The organism is Pseudomonas sp. CGJS7 (assembly GCF_036961695.1).
On the sequence record NZ_JBAMDI010000087.1, the window covers coordinates 1 to 17,445 of the forward strand.

The window sequence follows — 17,445 nt, forward strand, 5'->3', positions numbered from 1 at the left end:
GGCCGCCGGAGCCGCGGCGGGCGCCGGACCGTCCGGAATGCCGTCGCCGTCTTCATCCTTGGGCGCGTTCGGATTGGCCAGCTTCACCGTCAGCTTGAACTCGTACGGCAGCCCCTTACCGCCACCGTCCTTGGCCTCGATGATGGTCAGGTCCGGCTTGGTCATCCAGCCGGAGACTTCCAGGGTGCGCATGTAGGTACTGACGCGGGCGTTGGACTGGGCGCGGCCTTCCAGGGTCAGCGTCTCGGCGTCCTGCTTGATCGCGGTCAGCACCGCGCCGTCGGGAATGGTGCGCACCAGCGAATCGAACAGGTGCACCATCTGCGAACGGTTGGACTGCAGCTTCTCGATCACTTCCTTGCGCGCGAGCAGCTTGGCCTTCTTCTTGTCGAGCTCCTCGATCTCCTTGATCTTCTTGTCGACTTCGGCGATCTGCCCGTCAAGGAAGGTATTGCGGTCCTGCTGACCGCTGATTTCGCTGTTGTAATAGAAAACGATCAGGCCCGACAGAACCACGGCGGCCAGGGCCGACAGGCCGAGGATCGCGCCGAATTCTTTCTGTCGCGCCTTGCGGCGCTCGGCGCGCCACGGGAGCAGGTTGATGCGTGCCATCAGTCGAAGCTCCTCAGGGCCAGGCCGCAGGCAATCATCAGCGCCGGAGCGTCCTGCGCCAGCGCGTGCGCCTGGACGCGCGGGCCCAGGGTCATGTGCGCAAGCGGGTTGGCCACGGTGGTCGGTACGCCGAGCTGTTCTTCGACCATCTCGGCGATGCGCGGAATCGAAGCGCCGCCGCCGGCCAGAACGATCTGATCGACGCGGTTGAACTCGCTGCCGGCATAGAAGAACTGCAGCAAACGGCTGACCTGCTGGACCATCGCTTCCTTGAACGGCTCAAGCACTTCGGCCTGATAGCTCTCGGGCAGCCCGCCCTGGCGCTTGGCCAGACCGGCTTCTTCGTAGCTCAGGCCGTAGCGGCGCATGACCTCATCGGTCAGCTGCTTGCCGCCGAACACCTGTTCGCGGTGATACAGGCTGCGGCCGTTGCGCAAAACGTTGAGCGTGGTCATCGTCGCGCCCGAGTCGACCAGCGCGACCAGACCGTCGCGCGGGCTGCTCAGCGTGTCGGCGAGCAGCGCGAACGCGTTTTCGATCGCGAACGCTTCCACGTCCATGACCTTCGGCGTCAGCCCGCCCAGCTCCAGGGCCGAAGCGCGCACTTCGACGTTCTCCGAACGCGAGGCGGCGAGCAGCACCTGGACCATGTCCGGGCTGCCCGGCATCGGGCCGAGGACTTCGAAGTCGTGGTTCACCTCATCGATCGGATACGGCACGTAATTGGCCGCCTCCAGTTCGATCTGGGATTCCAGTTCGTCTTCGTCGAGATCGCCGGGCATGCCGATGACGCGGGTGATCACCGAAGAACCGGCGACCGCGGCGGCGGCGTGCTTGACGCGGGTCCCCGATCGGGCGACGGCGCGTTTGATCGCCTCGCCTACCGCTTCGACCTCGACGATGTTCTTTTCCACCACCGCATTGGGCGGCAGCGGCTCGACCGCATAGTGCTCAACACGGTAGCGATTGCCCACTCGTGAGAGTTGCAATAACTTTACCGCGGTCGAACTGATATCCACACCGACCAAGGCCGGCTGGCTTTTTGTGATGAGTCCCACAGTTATCTCCCCATGCCACAAGCGCTTACGCGCACTTCGTGTGGCCCCGGATTAGATAACGGACTTTTCACAGGCTGGCAACCACTTCTTTTAGGTTTGCCAACCCAGTCGTGCTTTTTTGACCCTTGGCGTCACGTGACCACCACCGTCAGTCCACCGGTCAAGTGCCAAGTGCAATAAATCCGCCATGAGCCGGTAGCGACAAGGCACAACCGCGCGACGGGGCTTGCTCGCGCGGCAGTCTATTTGTCGCCCGCACGGGGCCGTCGGCCGATCCTGCGATCGCCGCCGCGCCGCGATCCGTGCCCGCCGCTACAGTTCGCGCAGCCCCGCGCCGGGCGCACTGCGCCTGCGTTCACAGCTCGCGCAAGCGGTCGCGCAAACCCGTGAGGCTGAGTGAGCCGCGCCCACGGCGCCACCCACCATCCAGCCGCCCGACCCGGCGGCCGGCCGGGCCGCCGCCGGGCTCGGATTATCCCGACCCGCCGGCGGGGAACCGACCGACCCCCGCCGGTGCGAATCGCGACCGAGGTCGCGATCCGCGCTCCTCTATACTTCCCCGCCACGACCACCGACTCCGGAACCCGATTCGATGTCCCGTATTCGCCGTTGGCTGCGCTGGGCGCTCTACGCGTTCATCGGCGCGGCCCTGCTGGGCGCCATCGCGCTCGGCACCTTGTACTACCTGATCGTCCCCAAGCTGCCCGATGTGGAGACCCTGCGCACCATCGAGCTGCAGGAGCCCATGTACGTCTACGCCCGCGACGGCCGCCTGATGGCGATGTTCGGCGAGACCCGGCGCTACCCGATCGCCATCGAAGACGTACCCGAACGCCAGAAGCAGGCCTTCATCGCGATCGAAGACTCGCGCTTCTACCAGCACCACGGCATCGACTACAAAGGCATCGGCCGGGCGATCTGGCTGCTGGCGACCACCGACGACAAGCGCGTGCCGGGCGGTTCGACCATCACCCAGCAGGTCGCGCGCCAGTACTTCCTGAGCTCGGAATACAGCTACAAGCGCAAGCTCGGCGAAATGCTGCTGGCCATGCGCATGGAGCAGGAACTGAGCAAGGACGAGATCTTCGAGCTGTACTTGAACAAGAGCTTCTTCGGCAACCGCGCCTACGGCGTCGGCGCGGCGGCGGAGTTCTATTACGGCAAGAAGATGAACGAGCTGAGCCTGGATGAGATGGCCTCGCTCGCGGGCATCCCCAAGTTCCCCTCCAGCGGCAACCCGCTGAGCAATCCCGAACGCGCCAAGATCCGCCGCGACTACATCCTCGACCGCATGGCCGAGCAGAAATTCGTCACCGCCGCCGAGGCGGCGGAGGCCAAGGCCGTGCCGATGCACGCCAGCCCGCACGAGCGGCCGGTGGAGGTCTACGCGCCGTACGTGGCCGAAATGGTCCGCCAGGAAATGGTTGCCCGTTACGGCGCCGAGGCGCTGACCAAGGGCTACCACGTCACCACCACCATCGACCCGACCCTGCAGGTCGCCGCCGACAAGGCGGTGCGCGCGGGCTTGTCGGTGTACGACCGCCGCCACGGCTGGCACGGGGTCGAGCAGCACTTCGATCTGGCCCCGAGCGAAGACGCCGCCGCCGCGCGCGTGCGTTTGCGCGGCATCCCGGCCCAGGCCAACTTGCTGCCGGCGGTGGTGCTGTCGGTGGCCGGCTCGCAGGCCAGCTTCGTGCTCGCCGACGGCACCGAGCTGACCCTGGGCGAGAAACAGGGCTTCGCCGGCCGCAGCCCCGGCAGCCTGCTCAAGCGCGGCGACGTGACCCGGATCGCGCGGATCGAAACCGCGGCGGAAGCGGACAAGCCGGAAACCGCCGAAGCCGGCCAAACCGGCGCGCAAACGCCGGCGGCGCCGGCCAAGCCGCCGGTGGTGACCTATCGCCTGGATCAGCTGCCGCAGGCGCAGGCCGCGCTGGTGTCGCTGGAACCGGCCAACGGCGCGCTGCGCGCGCTGTCGGGCGGTTACAGCTTCGCCGGGGCCAAGTTCAACCGCGCCACCCAGGCGCGCCGCCAGCCGGGCTCCAGCTTCAAGCCGTTCGTGTACGCGGCCGCGTTCGAACGCGGCTACAACCCGGCCTCGATCGTGCTCGACGCCCCGGTGGTGTTCAAGGATCGCCGCGGCCACCTGTGGCGTCCGCAGAACGACAGCGGCAACTTCGCCGGCCCGATGCGGGTGCGCGAGGCGATGGTGCAGTCGCGCAACCTGGTCTCGGTGCGCCTGCTCGACGCGATCGGGGTGGACTTCGCGCGCAAGTACATCAACCACTTCGGCTTCGAGATCGATCAACTGCCGCCGAACCTGTCGATGTCGCTGGGCACCGCCTCGCTGACCCCGCTGTCGGTCGCGCGCGGCTACGCCACCTTCGCCAACGGCGGTTTCCGCATCACCCCGTGGTTCATCGACGAGGTCAAGGACCGCGCCGGCGCGGTGGTGTTCAAGGAAAAGCCCGCCACCGCCTGCCCCGAATGCGTCGGCCGCGGCAGCACCGCGTCGGCGGCGCTGCCGGCCAACAATATCGTCGACGGTTTCGATCTCGGCCCCGGCACCACCGGCGGCGAGACCAAGAAACCCGAGCCGAAGGACAAGAGCAAGGACAAGGACAAGAAGCCGGCCGAACCGGAGCGCAAGCCGCTCACCCCGGCCGAAATCGCCGCGATCAACGTCGCCCCGCGGGCGATCGACGACCGCATCGCCTACCAGATCGTCTCGATGCTGCGCGACGTGGTCAAACGCGGCACCGGCACCGCCGCCAAGGTGCTCGGCCGCGACGACGTCGGCGGCAAGACCGGCTCGACCAATGACCACCGCGACGCCTGGTTCTCCGGTTTCGGCGGCCCTTACGTCACCACCGTCTGGGTCGGCCGCGACAACTACAAGTCGCTGGGCTACCGCGAGTACGGCGGCAAGGCCGCGTTGCCGATCTGGATCGACTACATGCGCGTGGCGCTCAAGGACCAGCCGCTGCAGCCCAACGAGCCGCCGCAGGGCATGGTCAAGGTCTCCGTCGGCGCCGGCGGCGCGCTGATCCCGGACGGCACCGGCGGGGTGATCGAGTGGGTCAAGGCCGAGGACCTGGAACGCATGCAGACCTACACCGACTACGGCAATGAAGACGCCGCGCCCTCGGAAGAATCCTTCGATATCTTCTGATCGGCGGCCGAACCGGGCAATCGCCGCGAACCCGAAAGCCGCACGCCTGGCGCGTGCGGCTTTTTTCTTGCCCGGCGCCCTGGCGGCCGCGATCGAGCCCGCCGCGGTCGAAGCACAATCTTCATCGCCGCCTTCGCGCCGCCTTCATCGGCGCCTGAACGCCAGCCGCTTGCGCGATCTGGCGCCTTGCCGCGCGCACCGGTTCAGACATTGCCGTGCCGAACTAACGTGCTAGCTTTGGGCTGCCGGTCCAACCCGGCCGCGGCGAAAGCCATCGCCGTGACGTGCCAGCCCGGAGGTCGAGATGCACCAGGCCCGACAGCACGCACATCAGCATGCGCAAACCCGCATCCGCGAGCGCCGTCACCGCCTCGCCCACGAAGCGGCCCGGCTGATCGCCGAAAGCGGCATCCGCGACTACCACCAGGCCAAGCTCAAGGCCGCCGAGCGGCTGGGCATCTTCGACGACGCCTCGCTGCCGCGTAACCGCGAAATCGAGGACGCGCTGCGCGAATACCAACGCCTGTTCCAGCGCGAGCACGGCGACGGCCTGCGCCGGCGCCGCGAAGCCGCGTTGCGCGCGCTGGAATTCTTCGCCGAGTTCGAGCCGCGCCTGGTCGGCCCGGTGCTCGACGGCACCGCCGACGCGCGCAGCCCGGTCGCGCTGCATCTGTACAGCGACGATCCCGCCGCGGTGCCGATGTTCCTGGAACAGCACCGCATCCCGGCCGAAGAGCGCGACCGGCGCCTGCGCCTGGACCGCGAACGCAGCGACGATTTCCCGGTGTGGGTGTTCAGCGCCGAAGAACTGAGCTTCGATCTGACCGTGCTGCCGCTGGACGTGCTGCGCCAGGCGCCGCTGTCCAACGTCGATGAGAAACCGATGAAGCGCGCCTCGATCGGCCAGTTGCGGCAGTTGATGGCCGACGAAGAGATTTCCGAGTTCGAGCGCGGCTAGCGCGATAACGCGGCGTTCGAACAAAACCCAAGGCAACTACCCGGAAACGGTTCGAAGGATCGAACGAGTGGGCAAAAGCGTAAACACCTCGATCGCGTCGCCGCGCCGACGCGGCGCGCACGGCCTGGGGCTGCTGGTCTGCGCGCTATGGGCGTGCATGCAAGCCAGCAGCGCGGCTGCGGCACCGCCAGCACGCAACGCCCAAGCAACCGCCGCGACCACGACCGCAGGCACGCTCGCCGACCTGGTCGCCCGTCTGCGCGCGCAAGCGGCCGCATCGCAGTCCAGCCCCGCGGTGCGCGCCGACTACGATGCCCTGCTCGCCGCGCAAGGCGTAAGCGCCGCGCAACTGCCCTACCCCGACTACGCCTATCTGCGCCTGCTGTTCGAAGCGACCCGCGACGGGGGTTACTGGAACTTGCATTGGGCGATCACCGACCGCGAACCCAATTCCGACGCGATCTGGAGCCAATGGCGCGCGCTGCGCCAAGTCCGTCCCACCGCGATCACCGCCACCGCCGAATGCGATGAGCTGTCGGCGTTGTTCGCCTTTCTCGCCCGCCGCGGCGGCGTGCGCAACGTGGGTTTGTTCTGGCCGACCGCCAACCACACCGTCGCGGTGTGGAGCGCTCCGGGAAAGCCGCGCGAGGCGCGCATCGTCGCGCCGACCACGCAGATTTTCCTGAGCCAGTACGACAGCTTCGGCACCCGCGGCTTCGACCCGTGGAAACAGGCGCGGATCTACGAATACGCGCGTCGCGACCTCGCCGACGACGCGCGCATCGCTCCGGCGCTGAGCGGGTTCTTTCTCGCTCAGAGCGGCAAGTACGCGCGCGCCTCGGGCATGAGCCTGTTGCGCCTGCGGCAGTTGCGCGACGGCGTGCTCGACGGCGCGATGAGTCCGGCGCGCGCCGCGCGGCAGGCGCAAGCGCAACGCGAACGCCTGCACCCGGGCGCCGAAGACGACCGGCGCGCGTACGCTCACTTCATCGACGATTTGCAGGCAACGCTCCCGGCGGTGGCGCGCAGCGATCGGTGACCGATCGCGCATGACGACTCCGGAGCGGCGGCGACGCGGCTCGCGTTTATCCGCGACGCTCGCCAAGGAGATGCCACGAGCCAACAGCGCCACGCCCGCCGCTCGCGCTTTCGCGTTATCGAACGTATCGACGCACGACATGCCGACAAAAAGAAAACGCCCCGCTGAGCGGGGCGTTTTCGCGAACAACGACCGTGGAATCAGCGCTTGTCGGAAGCGACGTAATCGCGCACGCCGTGACCGGTGTAGATCTGGCGCGGACGGCCGATCTTGTTCTCGGGATCGTTCTGCTGCTCCAGCCAATGCGACACCCAGCCGGCGGTGCGCGCGATGGCGAACATCACGGTGAACATTTCCACCGGGATGCCGAGCGCCTTGTAGATGATGCCCGAGTAGAAATCGACGTTCGGGTAGAGCTTGCGCTGGACGAAGTAATCGTCCTTCAGCGCCGCTTCTTCCAGCTTCATCGCCACGTCCAGCAGCGGATCGTTGATGCCGAGCTCGCCGAGCACGTCGTGGGTCATCTTGCGGACCAGCGCGGCGCGCGGGTCGTAGTTCTTGTAGACGCGGTGGCCGAAGCCCATCAGGCGGAAGCCCGATTCCTTGTCCTTGGCCTTTTCGACCGCCGACTTGACGTTCTCCGGACGGCCGATCTCGTTGAGCATCTTGAGCACGGCCTCGTTGGCGCCGCCGTGCGCCGGTCCCCACAGCGCGGCGACGCCCGAGGCGACGCTCACGTACGGGTTGGCGCCGGTGGAACCGACCAGGCGCACGGTCGAGGTCGAGGCGTTCTGCTCGTGATCGGCGTGCAGGATGAACAACAGGTCCATCGCCTTGGCCGCGACCGGGCTCAGTTCCAGCGGCTCGCTCGGCACTTCGAACAGCATGTGCAGGAAGCGCGTGGTGTAGTCCAGGCTGTTCTTGGGATAGCGGATCGGCCAACCGATCGAGTAACGGTGGCAGGCCGCGGCGATGGTCGGCACCTTGGCGATCAGGCGGATCGCGGCCAGACGGCGCTGCTCCGGATCTTCCAGGTCCAACTCGTTGTGATAGAAGCTCGCCATCGAGCCGAGCATGCCGACCAGCATCGCCATCGGATGGGCGTCGTGGCGGAAGCCGTACAAGAAGGTGCGGAATGCCTCGTGCATCATCGTGTGATGCGTGACTTCGTGTTCGAACTTGGAGAACTCGGTCTGCGTCGGCAGTTCGCCATTCATCAGCAGATACGCGACTTCCAGGAAGTTCGACTTCTCCGCGAGCTGTTCGATCGGGTAACCGCGGTACAGCAGCACGCCCGCGTCGCCGTCGATGTAGGTGATCGCCGACTTGCAGCTGGCGGTCGCGGTGAAGCCCGGGTCGTAGGTGAACATCCCGGTTTCTTTCGGCAGCTTGGCGATGTCGACGCACGGAGCGCCGAGCACCGGATGCTGCACCGGCAAAGCGAAGTTCTTGTCGCCGGCGGTCACGCTGACCTGATCGAGGCGGGTTTTGTTGGAATCTTCAGACACGAAACACTCCTCAGTCTGCCTGCCGCAGAGGGTGGCCGCGGCAGGAGGGGAACGGGGGGTCGCGAGCACATCGCGATAGTGAATTATCGCACAACGCCGATTGAGCCCAAGCTCGGACTTTGGTCGGCCGGCCGGCCCGAATGCGACGGAGCGTTGCGTCGGCGGCACCGGGTCGGGCCGGCGCGGTCAGTATTTAACCGGCCGATTGCCGGGATGTGGCGGCTGGGCGTACGGGCAGCGGCCGCAGCCGGGGCTGGCAAGCGCCGGGCGGGCCGCCAAGCCGAGGCGATGGGCCGGGATTGCGGACGAAGCCCGCGGGCGCGACGGGCGCCTTGCCGGATCGGCCGGTTGAGCGGCCTGCTCTGGGGCGGACGTGCGTCTGCTTTCGCGGGGCGACGGTTAGGCCGGCGTTCTTGTCGGGGTCGCGATGTCGGCGGCCTGCCGATCGAACGATCGCGAACCGATCCGCGCTGAAAACACGACGCCGCCTCGCACAGGCAGCGTTGCCCGCACATACGGATAGTGAAGATCGAACATGTTGCGAGCGAACCTTCTCTCCACGCGATTTTTCGACGCAAACGCAAACGGCCGCCCTCGCGGGCAGCCGTTGTGCATGCAGCGATGTTCCGCCGGATCGCTCCGGCGCGGCACGCGATTACTTCTGCGCGTAACGCTTGCGGAACTTGTCGACGCGGCCGCTGGTGTCCATGATCTTGTGCTTGCCCGTGTAGAACGGGTGCGAAGCCGACGAGATGTCGACCTTGATCAACGGATACTCAGCGCCATCGATCTTGATCGTTTCCTTGCTCGACAGGGTCGAACGGGTCAGGATCTGGAAATCGGTGGTGACGTCCTGGAAGACGACGTCGCGGTATTCGGGATGGATGCCTGCCTTCATGGCACTCAACCTTAAGGTGTGCGGGAAAGTCGGGCAGTATAGCGGTGAGGTGGTGGGGGGCGCAAGTCTGGGATTAGCGAAATGTTTGGGGGTGCGGTGGCTCCTGCGCTTTGGCTGATCCGTGGAAGCGCTGTCGCGGCTGGCGCCGCTCCTGGGGGACGATTAGGGCTTGTCCCAAGAAGCTCTGAGACCAGGAAGCCGCCCAGTGTCTGCCGGGCGGCTTCGGATCGATAAGGCGTTAATTGGTTCTCTACGCGGGGCGCGGGATTTGAAGCTGCCCGGCGTCTGCTGGGCGGCTTCGGATCGATAAGGCGTTAATTGGTTCTCTACGCGGGGCGCGGGATTTGAAGCCGCCCGGCGTCTGCTGGGCGGCTTCGGATCGATAAGGCGTTAATTGGTTCTCTACGCGGGGGACGCGGCCAGCGCTGCCTGGATCAGGCGTTCGAATCGCTGTTGATCGTACTTCATCAAAATAGCCACCTTATCCGGCCGCCCTTCCTGCCGCCGCCAATCCACCACGGTCGCACCGCGCGCATGCGCGCCCTCCAGTTCGATCGACACCGGCCGCGATTGCACGTCCTGCGCGCCGTCGGGTTCCAACGCGAACGCCATCGCCAATGCGTCGGCGGCATGCCAGTGGTCGCCGCGGCGGTCGATCGACCACAGCCGGGTCTTTTCGGAAATGCGCTCGTAGAACTTCGCCCGCGCCGAGTCGGCCTTGAGCCAGCCGACCACGTCTTCGTGCAGGAAGCCGTGCGCCATCACCGCTTCCCAGTCGGCCAGATCGATGTGGTCGAAGGCTTCGAATACGATGTGCGCCGCTTCCGGATCGAAGTAGATGTTGAACTCGGCCGCCGGAGTGATGTTGCCCTGGCACGTCACCGCGCCGCCCATCACCACCAGCCGGGCGATGCGTTGCGGCAAGGTCGGATCGAGCTTGAGCGCGAGCGCGACGTTGGTCAGCGGGCCGAGCGCGACCAGCAGCAATTTGCCGGCGTACTGGTGCGAAAGGCGGATGATCGCCAGCGCGGCGTGTTCGGCTTCGACCTGGCGCTTGGCCGCTTCATAGCCGACATCGCCGAAGCCGTCCTGGCCGTGCACATAACCGGCATCGGGCGAAGGATGCAGCAACGGCGCTTCGGCGCCGGAAAACACCGGCACGTCGACGCCGGACACTTCGCACAGCTTCAATGCGTTGGCCACGGTGTGCTTCAGGCCGACGTTGCCGGCGGCGATGGTCAGGCCGACCAGCTCATGGCGCGGATCGTTGAAGGCCATCAGCAAGGCGAGCGCGTCGTCCACGCCCGGGTCGGTGTCGATAAGCAGGGGAATGCGGTCGGTCATGTAATCACTCGTTCTGTGCAACTGCGCGCGGCGGTCTCCGCCGCGCCGGCCGGATCGGCCGATGAGGCCATAGCGGCCGGGATGGCGTGCAGCGCGCCTTCGTAGCGCAGCAGTTCGCCGAAGGGAAACAACGAAAAAGCCACGGCGAAGCGATAACGTTCTTCGCCGTCGATGCGCTCGATGCGTTTGTAGGCATCGGTGCGCGGGAACAGGAACAAAGGCAGCGGCACGCCGCCCACGTCGACGCCGCGCAGGCGCCAACGCCAGCCGCCGCCGTCGAGATCGACGCCGAGCTTCATCCGTGCCGGCCCGGTGGATTCCAGCCAGTGGCCGTCGGGATAGCGGCCCACCGGCCGAAAGATCGAAATCAGTTCGCTGCCGTCGTCGAAGCGCCGGCGCCATTGCATCGCGTGGTCGTCGTGGACGATATCGACCCGGAATCCGCGCCGCGGGCGGTCGATGGGAATGCCGAGCTTGCGCGCCAGGCGCCGGCCAAGGCGGCCAGCCCATCCGCTGCCGGTGGAGAGGGCGATCTCGCCGCCCAGGGTGCCGCCGCTGCGGTGCAGCGCTTGCAGCAAGGGATGCAGCCGTTGGAACTCCGGGCCGAACCATTGCATTGCCGCGTTTTGAAGGGCTCCCGGCATCCGGGTGGGGCGCTCCAGCTGGCGGCCCACTATGCCAAATCTTGAGGCGGTGTGGGAATCGGCCGCGGCGAGCGTCGAATCGGGCACATTTCGGCCCAGGCAGGGCCCGGCAAGCCGGCGACTGCGCGCCCTCGCCTTCGATCAGGCCGAGGCGTAACGCGCCGCGCCGCCGACCCAGCGCGAGACGATCCGCTCGGCCAGTTCCGGCGAGGTCTTGAGCAAGCGCTCGCCGAGCTCCTGCACCAGCGGCAACAGATCCGCATCGCGGCCCAGATCGGCGACGCGGAAACCGGCCAGGCCGGTCTGGCGGGTGCCGAGCAACTCGCCGGGTCCGCGCAGTTCCAGATCTTTCTCGGCGATGACGAAACCGTCGTGGGTCTGGCGCATGGTTTCCAGACGTTGCCGCGCCAGACCCGACAAGGGCGAGCGATACAACAGCACGCAACTCGACGCGGCGCTGCCGCGGCCGACGCGGCCGCGCAATTGATGCAATTGCGCCAGCCCCAGGCGTTCGGCGTTCTCGATGATCATCAGCGAGGCGTTGGGTACGTCGACGCCGACTTCGATCACGGTGGTGGCGACCAGCAGATCGAGTTCGCCGTCCTTGAACGCGCGCATCGTCTCCTGCTTTTGCTTGGCCTTCATCCGGCCATGGACCAGACCCACCCGCAACGGCGCCAGTTGTTTCGACAATTCTTCGAACGTGCTCTGCGCCGCTTGCGCCTGCACCTCATCGGATTCGTCGATCAGCGTGCACACCCAATACGCTTGCCGCCCTTCCGCGCAGGCGCTGCGGATGCGCTGCACCAACTCGGGACGACGCTCTTCGCTCAGCGCCACGGTCTGCACCGGCGTGCGGCCGGGCGGCAATTCGTCGATCGCCGACACGTCCAGATCGGCATACGCCGTCATCGCCAAGGTGCGCGGGATCGGCGTGGCGGTCATGACCAACTGATGCGGCACGATGGCATCCTCGCCGACCGCACCGCCGGCGCCCTTGTCGCGCAGCGCCAGACGCTGGTGCACGCCGAAGCGATGTTGTTCGTCGACGATCGCCAAGGCCAGATCCTTGAACGCCACCCCTTCCTGCATCAAGGCATGGGTGCCGACCACCACCCGCGCTTCGCCGTTGGCGACTTCTTCCAGCACTGTCTTGCGCGCGCGGCCGGTGACCTTGCCCGCCAACCACGCGACCCGGACGTCCAAAGGCTCGAGCCAGCGGCGCAGATTGTTGAGGTGTTGTTCGGCCAACAGTTCGGTCGGCGCCATCAACGCGGCCTGGCGGCCGTGCTGGACCGCGAGCATCGCCGCCAACGCGGCGACCACGGTCTTGCCGCTGCCGACGTCGCCCTGCACCAGCCGCAGCATCGGCGAGGGCTTGGCCAGGTCCGCGCGGATTTCGTCGAACACGCGTTTCTGCGCGCCGGTGAGCTTGAACGGCAGCGACTTGCGCAGGCGTTCGGCCAGCGGCATCTGCTTCAGCGGCCGCGCCTTGTGCGCCTGCTGGCTGATCCGCTGCCGGCGCAGGCTCAAGTGGTGGGCCAGCAATTCTTCCAGCGCCAGGCGCCGTTGCGCTGGGTGACGGCCGTCGATCAGCGCGGCGACGTCGGCGTCCACCGGCGGCCGGTGCACGGTCAGCAGCGCCTCGCGCAAGGTCGGCAGGCTCAGGCGCTCGCGCAGTTCGCGCGGCAGCAGTTCCAGCGCAGCGTCGTCGGGCAGGCGGTCGAGGGCGTAGCCGATCAATCGGCGCAAGGTCGCCGGGCCGATGCCTTCGATCGTCGGATAGACCGGGTCGAGCCGCTCGCCCAGCGCGACGTCGTCCTCATCGTCGAGGACGCGGTAACTGGGATGGACGATTTCCAGACCGTTCTGCCCGGGCTTGGGCGTGCCGTACAACCGCACCCGCGCACCGACCCGGAACTGCGCGACCTGGGTGGCGCGGAAGTGAAAGAAACGCAGCACCACGGTCGCGCGCGAGTCGTCGCCGACCGCCACCCGCAGCATCGGCCGGTAACGGAAACCGCGCTCGACCGCCTCCACCCGCCCTTCCGCCTGCGCCGCGACACCGGGCTGGAGCAATCGGATCGGGGTGATCTGGGTGCGGTCCTCGTACTGGCGCGGCAGATGCAGCCAAAAATCCTGCAGGGTCAGCAACCCGCGCGCGGCCAGTTTCTCCGCCACGGCCGGTCCGACCCCGGGCAGGCGCGGCAGCGGTTGGGTGTGGAGATCGACGGCGGGGCCGTCCTTGCGTTTCTGCATCGCGCAAGGATACGGGGTGAGAGCGAGGATTGGGGATGCGAAGCAGCATCAGCTCCCAACACCCCCCAACGGAGAACCCCCTTTGAAAAAGGGGGGCAAGGGGGGATTTGCTTTTGCTCCTCATCCCCGCGAAGGCGGGGATCCAGAGACTTCAGAGCCATATCGCGATAAAGCCCTGGATCCCCGCCTTCGCGGGGATGACGAGCGAAAAGCGTGCCCTCGCCTTTCGATTCCCGAATCCCTACTGCGAACCTTAATACTTGGCGCTGAACTCCACCCCATAAGACCGCGGCTCGCTCACCCGCGCCCCCACCGTGCCCAGCACATTCTTGCCGTAGGTCCCCAGCGCATTGATGTACTGGTTATCGAACAGGTTGTTGCCGTAAGCGGCCAAGCCCCACCGCCCCTGCGGCGAAGTCCACGCCACCCGCAAGTCGGTGCGGTTCTGCGCTTCGCCCAAGTCCAGCGCCGGACTCACGCCGCAGCGGTTCTGCGCGCGCGACTCCTCGCTGCAACGCACCTTGCCGCGGTAGGCATGGCGCAGCGAGAAACGCACATCGCCGCGCTCGCCCAGGTTCCAGACGTAATGCGCGCCGCCAGCGGCCGACCAATACGGCAGCCCGGTCGGATCGCCGCTGGCGTCGATGCCGTCGGAGGTCACGTAGTTCTTGTAGGTCGAGTCGATGAAGCCGGCGTTGAAGTCCAGGCCGAAATTGTCGGTGGCCTGCCAGCGCATGTCGAAGTCCAGACCATAGGCCTCCAGGTCCGAGGTGTCGACGACGAAGCGCGGGATGTCGGTGCTGCTGTCCAGACGCACGGCCTGACGGTTGTCGTAGACGTAATAGAACGCCGATGCGTTGAGCTGCAGACGTTGATTCGGGAACGACTTCTTGATGCCGGTCTCGAAGTTCCAGACATCCTCGTTCTCGAAGCTGCTGCCGATCTGCAACGAGTTGAAGCCGCCGGCCTTGTAGCCCTTGGCCAGCGACGCGAACACCATGGTGTCGTCGTTGAAGTGGTAGTCGACGACCAAGCGCGGGCTCAGGTCGCTCCAACTGTCGGAGGTGCGGCGCAGGATGCCCTTGTTCATCATCGCCGGCGGATCGATGAAGGCCACGTCGAACATGAACTGCTCGCGCGGCACCCCGACCAGGTCGAAGAAGCCGATGGCCTGCAGCTGATTCAAGGTCGCATCCAGCGTCGGCGCCGAGCGCGGCGTGTTGAGCCAGGAGAATTTCTTCTCGTCCCGGGTATAGCGCAGGCCCACGGTAACGTTGAGCTTGTCGGTGGCGTGCCAGATCACGTCGCCGAACACCGCATAGGCCTTGGTGTCCAAGGTATTGCGGAAGGTCTCGTTCCAGCGATGGCCGAGCAGCGTCAACGGAATGCCGTTGGCCTTGAGGATGTCGTCGAAGAAGCCGAACAAGCGCCCGTCCGGAGTCGGCGCCAGGCCGAGGTTCTGCACGATGGTATCGACCGAGTCGGTCATCGCATTGACTTCGCTGGTCTGCCGCGCGCGTTCGTCGAAGTAGCTGGCGCCGGCGATCCAGTCGAGCTTGTCGGTGCTGCCGGAGAACTTGAACTCCTGGTAGTAGCTGCGGTTGCTTTCGGTGTTGGTCGAGTCCACGTACAGATAACGGCGGTTGGTGCCGTCTTCCTCGACCCGGTTGACCGAGTCGTAATCGCGCCACGACGTGGTCGAGGTGAAGCCGCCCCAGTCGAAGCCGTGATCGACGATCAAGGTCATGCCGTCGAACCGCCGCGACTCCTCGTTGCCTTCGGCGTCGCTGACGGTGGGAATCTTGCGCGGGTCCAGATACGCCGATTCGTCCACCGGCAAGGTCGGCAAGCCCGGCGCCGGCGGCAACGCGACGATGCCGGTGGTGGCCTGCCCCTTCTGGTCCAGGCTCTCGTGATCCCAGCTGATCAGGGCGCTGGTGCGCTCGCCGAAGCGGGTCTTGAACGCGGCGCGGGTGGCCCAGTTGTTCTCCGGATTCAGGTCGATGCCGGTTTCGGCGTCCTGAATCCAACCGTCGGCATGATTGACCAGCGCATTGAAGCGGAACGCCGAGTCCTCGCTCACCGGCAGGTTCAACATGCCGTCGACGTATTGCTTGCCGTTGTTGCCGATGCGCAACTTGGCCTTGACCTCGGTCGCGGCGGTGTCGGGCTTGCGGGTGATGATCGAGATCGCGCCGGCGGCGGTGTTGCGGCCGAACAGCGTGCCCTGCGGACCCTTGAGCACCTCGATCCGCTCCACATCGGTGAACGGCAGCAGCACGCCGCCGCCGCGGCCGGCATAGACGCCGTCGACGTAGACGCCGACCGCCGGATCGGTGCCGATGCCGAAATCGTCGGTGCTGATGCCGCGCAACTGGAACCCCGGCTGGGTCGGCTGCTGACTGTCGACCACCAGCCCGGGCACGAAACTGTCGAGATCGCCCAGATCCTGCGCGGCGACATCGTCGATCAGTTGGTCGGTGACCACCTGCAGCGCGATCGGCACGTCCTGCAGTTCCTGCTCGCGGCTCTGCGCGGTGACGGTGATCTTGTCCAGTTCCTTGGGCGCGGCTTGCTGCGCCCAGGCGGCCGGCGCGGCCAGCGCGAACGCGCCGCCGCACAAGGCGGTGAGTACGGTATTGGTCGCGATGACCAAGCGGTGTTTGCGCAGCGACATCTCAAGCTCCCCTCTCGTTGTCGTGAGTTCGAACGCGCCCGTTCCATCGCGTTCTGATTTTCTTGTTGCCCGTCCGAACCAACCTTCGAACGGCTCTGGCGCTCAGCCGCACGCCCCCTGTTGCGCGGCGATCCAGTCGCGGATCAGTTGTACTCCTTCTTCGTGGACCACGCTGCGGCCCAGTTCCGGCATCATCACCGACGGGTCGTCGCTGAGCATGCGGAAGGTCAGGATCGATTCGTCCGGCTTGCCCGGCACCACATCGTGGCGTCGGTCGCCGGTGCCCTTGCCGGCGGCGATCGGCAACTTGCAGCGGCCCAGCCGCATCGGCTCCTGGGTCGCCGCGTCCAGCCACAACCCGGACGTATTGCCCGGCCCTTTCGGGCTGTGGCAATGGCCGCAATTGATATCGAGATAGGCGCGCGCCCGCGCTTCCAGCGGCGCGTTCGCATCGCGCCAGTTGGCATCGCGCGGCGCGGCTTGCGGCTGCGGCGCGCCGCGCAGGTAGCCGACCTGGCTCCAGCGCGCGATCTGATTGGCGACGCCGTCGGCGTAGGCGACATCGCGATTGAGATGACGCGCCTTGGGCCCGAGCGGATGCAGCGCCTTGGTCTTCATGTCGGTGCCGTGGCAACCCGCGCACTGGTTCTGATCGGGCACTTGGTAATCGGCGTTTTCGCGCTTGCCGTCGGCGCCGACCAGTTCCAGCGAAATCAGTTCGCCGCCGCGCATCAACTTGGCCCGGGTCTGTTCGCTGTTCCACACGTACGGCAAGGCGACCCACCCGTCCTTGCGCCGAAGCAGCAAGCGGGTTTCTACCAGGCGCACCTTGCTCAGCTCCAGACCGCCGCCACGCAAGTCCGCGCCTTCGTCGGTGCTGCGCAACACCGCATCGCCCTGGCCGCGCGGGTAATAGAAGGTCTTGCTGAGCACCGTGCCGACCGGAAAATCGAAGGCCTGCTCGGGGTCGTAGCCCGCGCTCTCGCCCTTGGGCATCCACACCGTGCGCAGCTTGTGCGCATAGTCGGAGAACAGCGGCGTGTTGAGATCGTAAGGCAGCACGTCCGCGTTCAACTGCAGACGTCCGCCCGCCACCCGCAACACATTCCATTCGGCCAGGTCTTCGGGCTGGCCGTCGGCGAAGAACCGCACCGGCTGCCAGGGCGCATCGGCGGCGACCGTCGCCGCGCCGCCTTGCCCGCTCGGCGGCGCCGCTTGTTTTCCGCACCCCGCGCCCAGCAAACACACGATCAAGGCGACTGCGTAACGCATCGTG

Annotated in this window: 12 protein-coding genes; 3 read left to right on the forward strand and 9 right to left on the reverse strand. The window is 66.6% G+C overall.

What is annotated here, in order from left to right; genetic code table 11:
* Both V7787_RS35955 and V7787_RS35960 read right to left on the reverse strand, forming a co-directional pair.
* Window positions 1–612 (reverse strand): PilN domain-containing protein (locus V7787_RS35955; protein ID WP_336092155.1); only part of this gene is annotated, 612 nt, incomplete at its 3' end.
* Complete coding sequence (locus tag V7787_RS35960; RefSeq protein WP_336092157.1) at window positions 612–1,670, reverse strand: pilus assembly protein PilM; 1,059 nt, start codon at window positions 1,668–1,670, stop codon at window positions 612–614. The genes V7787_RS35960 and V7787_RS35955, both read right to left, overlap by 1 nt.
* 592 nt (window positions 1,671–2,262) lie before the next feature.
* Here V7787_RS35960 and V7787_RS35965 point away from each other — a divergent pair.
* From V7787_RS35965 to V7787_RS35975, 3 genes are all read left to right on the forward strand, one after another.
* Complete coding sequence (locus V7787_RS35965) at window positions 2,263–4,842, forward strand: penicillin-binding protein 1A (RefSeq protein WP_336092160.1); 2,580 nt, start codon at window positions 2,263–2,265, stop codon at window positions 4,840–4,842.
* A 304-nt stretch (window positions 4,843–5,146) separates the two neighbouring features.
* Window positions 5,147–5,800 (forward strand): hypothetical protein, encoded by a 654-nt coding sequence (locus V7787_RS35970; protein ID WP_336092163.1) that lies wholly within the window; start codon window positions 5,147–5,149, stop codon window positions 5,798–5,800.
* A gap of 67 nt (window positions 5,801–5,867) precedes the next feature.
* Window positions 5,868–6,839 carry a hypothetical protein gene (locus V7787_RS35975; RefSeq protein ID WP_336092165.1) on the forward strand — a complete coding sequence of 324 codons (972 nt, stop codon included), beginning with the start codon at window positions 5,868–5,870 and terminating at the stop codon, window positions 6,837–6,839.
* A gap of 200 nt (window positions 6,840–7,039) precedes the next feature.
* On the opposite strand, the gene V7787_RS35980 is transcribed toward V7787_RS35975, so the two are convergent.
* The 7 genes from V7787_RS35980 to V7787_RS36010 all read right to left on the reverse strand — a co-directional run bounded on the left by V7787_RS35980 (window position 7,040) and on the right by V7787_RS36010 (window position 17,441).
* Window positions 7,040–8,305 (reverse strand): citrate synthase, encoded by a 1,266-nt coding sequence (locus tag V7787_RS35980; RefSeq protein ID WP_442965345.1) that lies wholly within the window; start codon window positions 8,303–8,305, stop codon window positions 7,040–7,042.
* A gap of 697 nt (window positions 8,306–9,002) precedes the next feature.
* A complete protein-coding gene (locus V7787_RS35985) occupies window positions 9,003–9,245 on the reverse strand; it encodes a type B 50S ribosomal protein L31 (protein ID WP_336092169.1) in 243 nt (80 codons plus the stop codon).
* Window positions 9,246–9,647: 402 nt separating this feature from the next.
* The gene (locus V7787_RS35990; protein ID WP_336092172.1) at window positions 9,648–10,589 is read right to left on the reverse strand and encodes a nucleoside hydrolase; all 942 of its coding nucleotides are present in this window, start codon (window positions 10,587–10,589) and stop codon (window positions 9,648–9,650) included.
* Complete coding sequence (locus V7787_RS35995) at window positions 10,586–11,320, reverse strand: DUF4166 domain-containing protein (RefSeq protein ID WP_336092175.1); 735 nt, start codon at window positions 11,318–11,320, stop codon at window positions 10,586–10,588. The genes V7787_RS35990 and V7787_RS35995 overlap by 4 nt, the downstream gene beginning before the upstream one ends.
* A gap of 54 nt (window positions 11,321–11,374) precedes the next feature.
* Window positions 11,375–13,492, reverse strand: coding sequence for an ATP-dependent DNA helicase RecG (gene recG / locus V7787_RS36000; protein ID WP_336092176.1), 2,118 nt, complete (start codon window positions 13,490–13,492; stop codon window positions 11,375–11,377).
* A 253-nt stretch (window positions 13,493–13,745) separates the two neighbouring features.
* A complete protein-coding gene (locus V7787_RS36005; protein WP_336092178.1) occupies window positions 13,746–16,169 on the reverse strand; it encodes a TonB-dependent receptor in 2,424 nt (807 codons plus the stop codon).
* A gap of 102 nt (window positions 16,170–16,271) precedes the next feature.
* On the reverse strand, window positions 16,272–17,441 hold the full coding sequence (locus V7787_RS36010) for an SO2930 family diheme c-type cytochrome (protein ID WP_336092181.1): 1,170 nt from the start codon (window positions 17,439–17,441) through the stop codon (window positions 16,272–16,274).
* Between the last annotated feature and the right edge of the window lie 4 nt (window positions 17,442–17,445).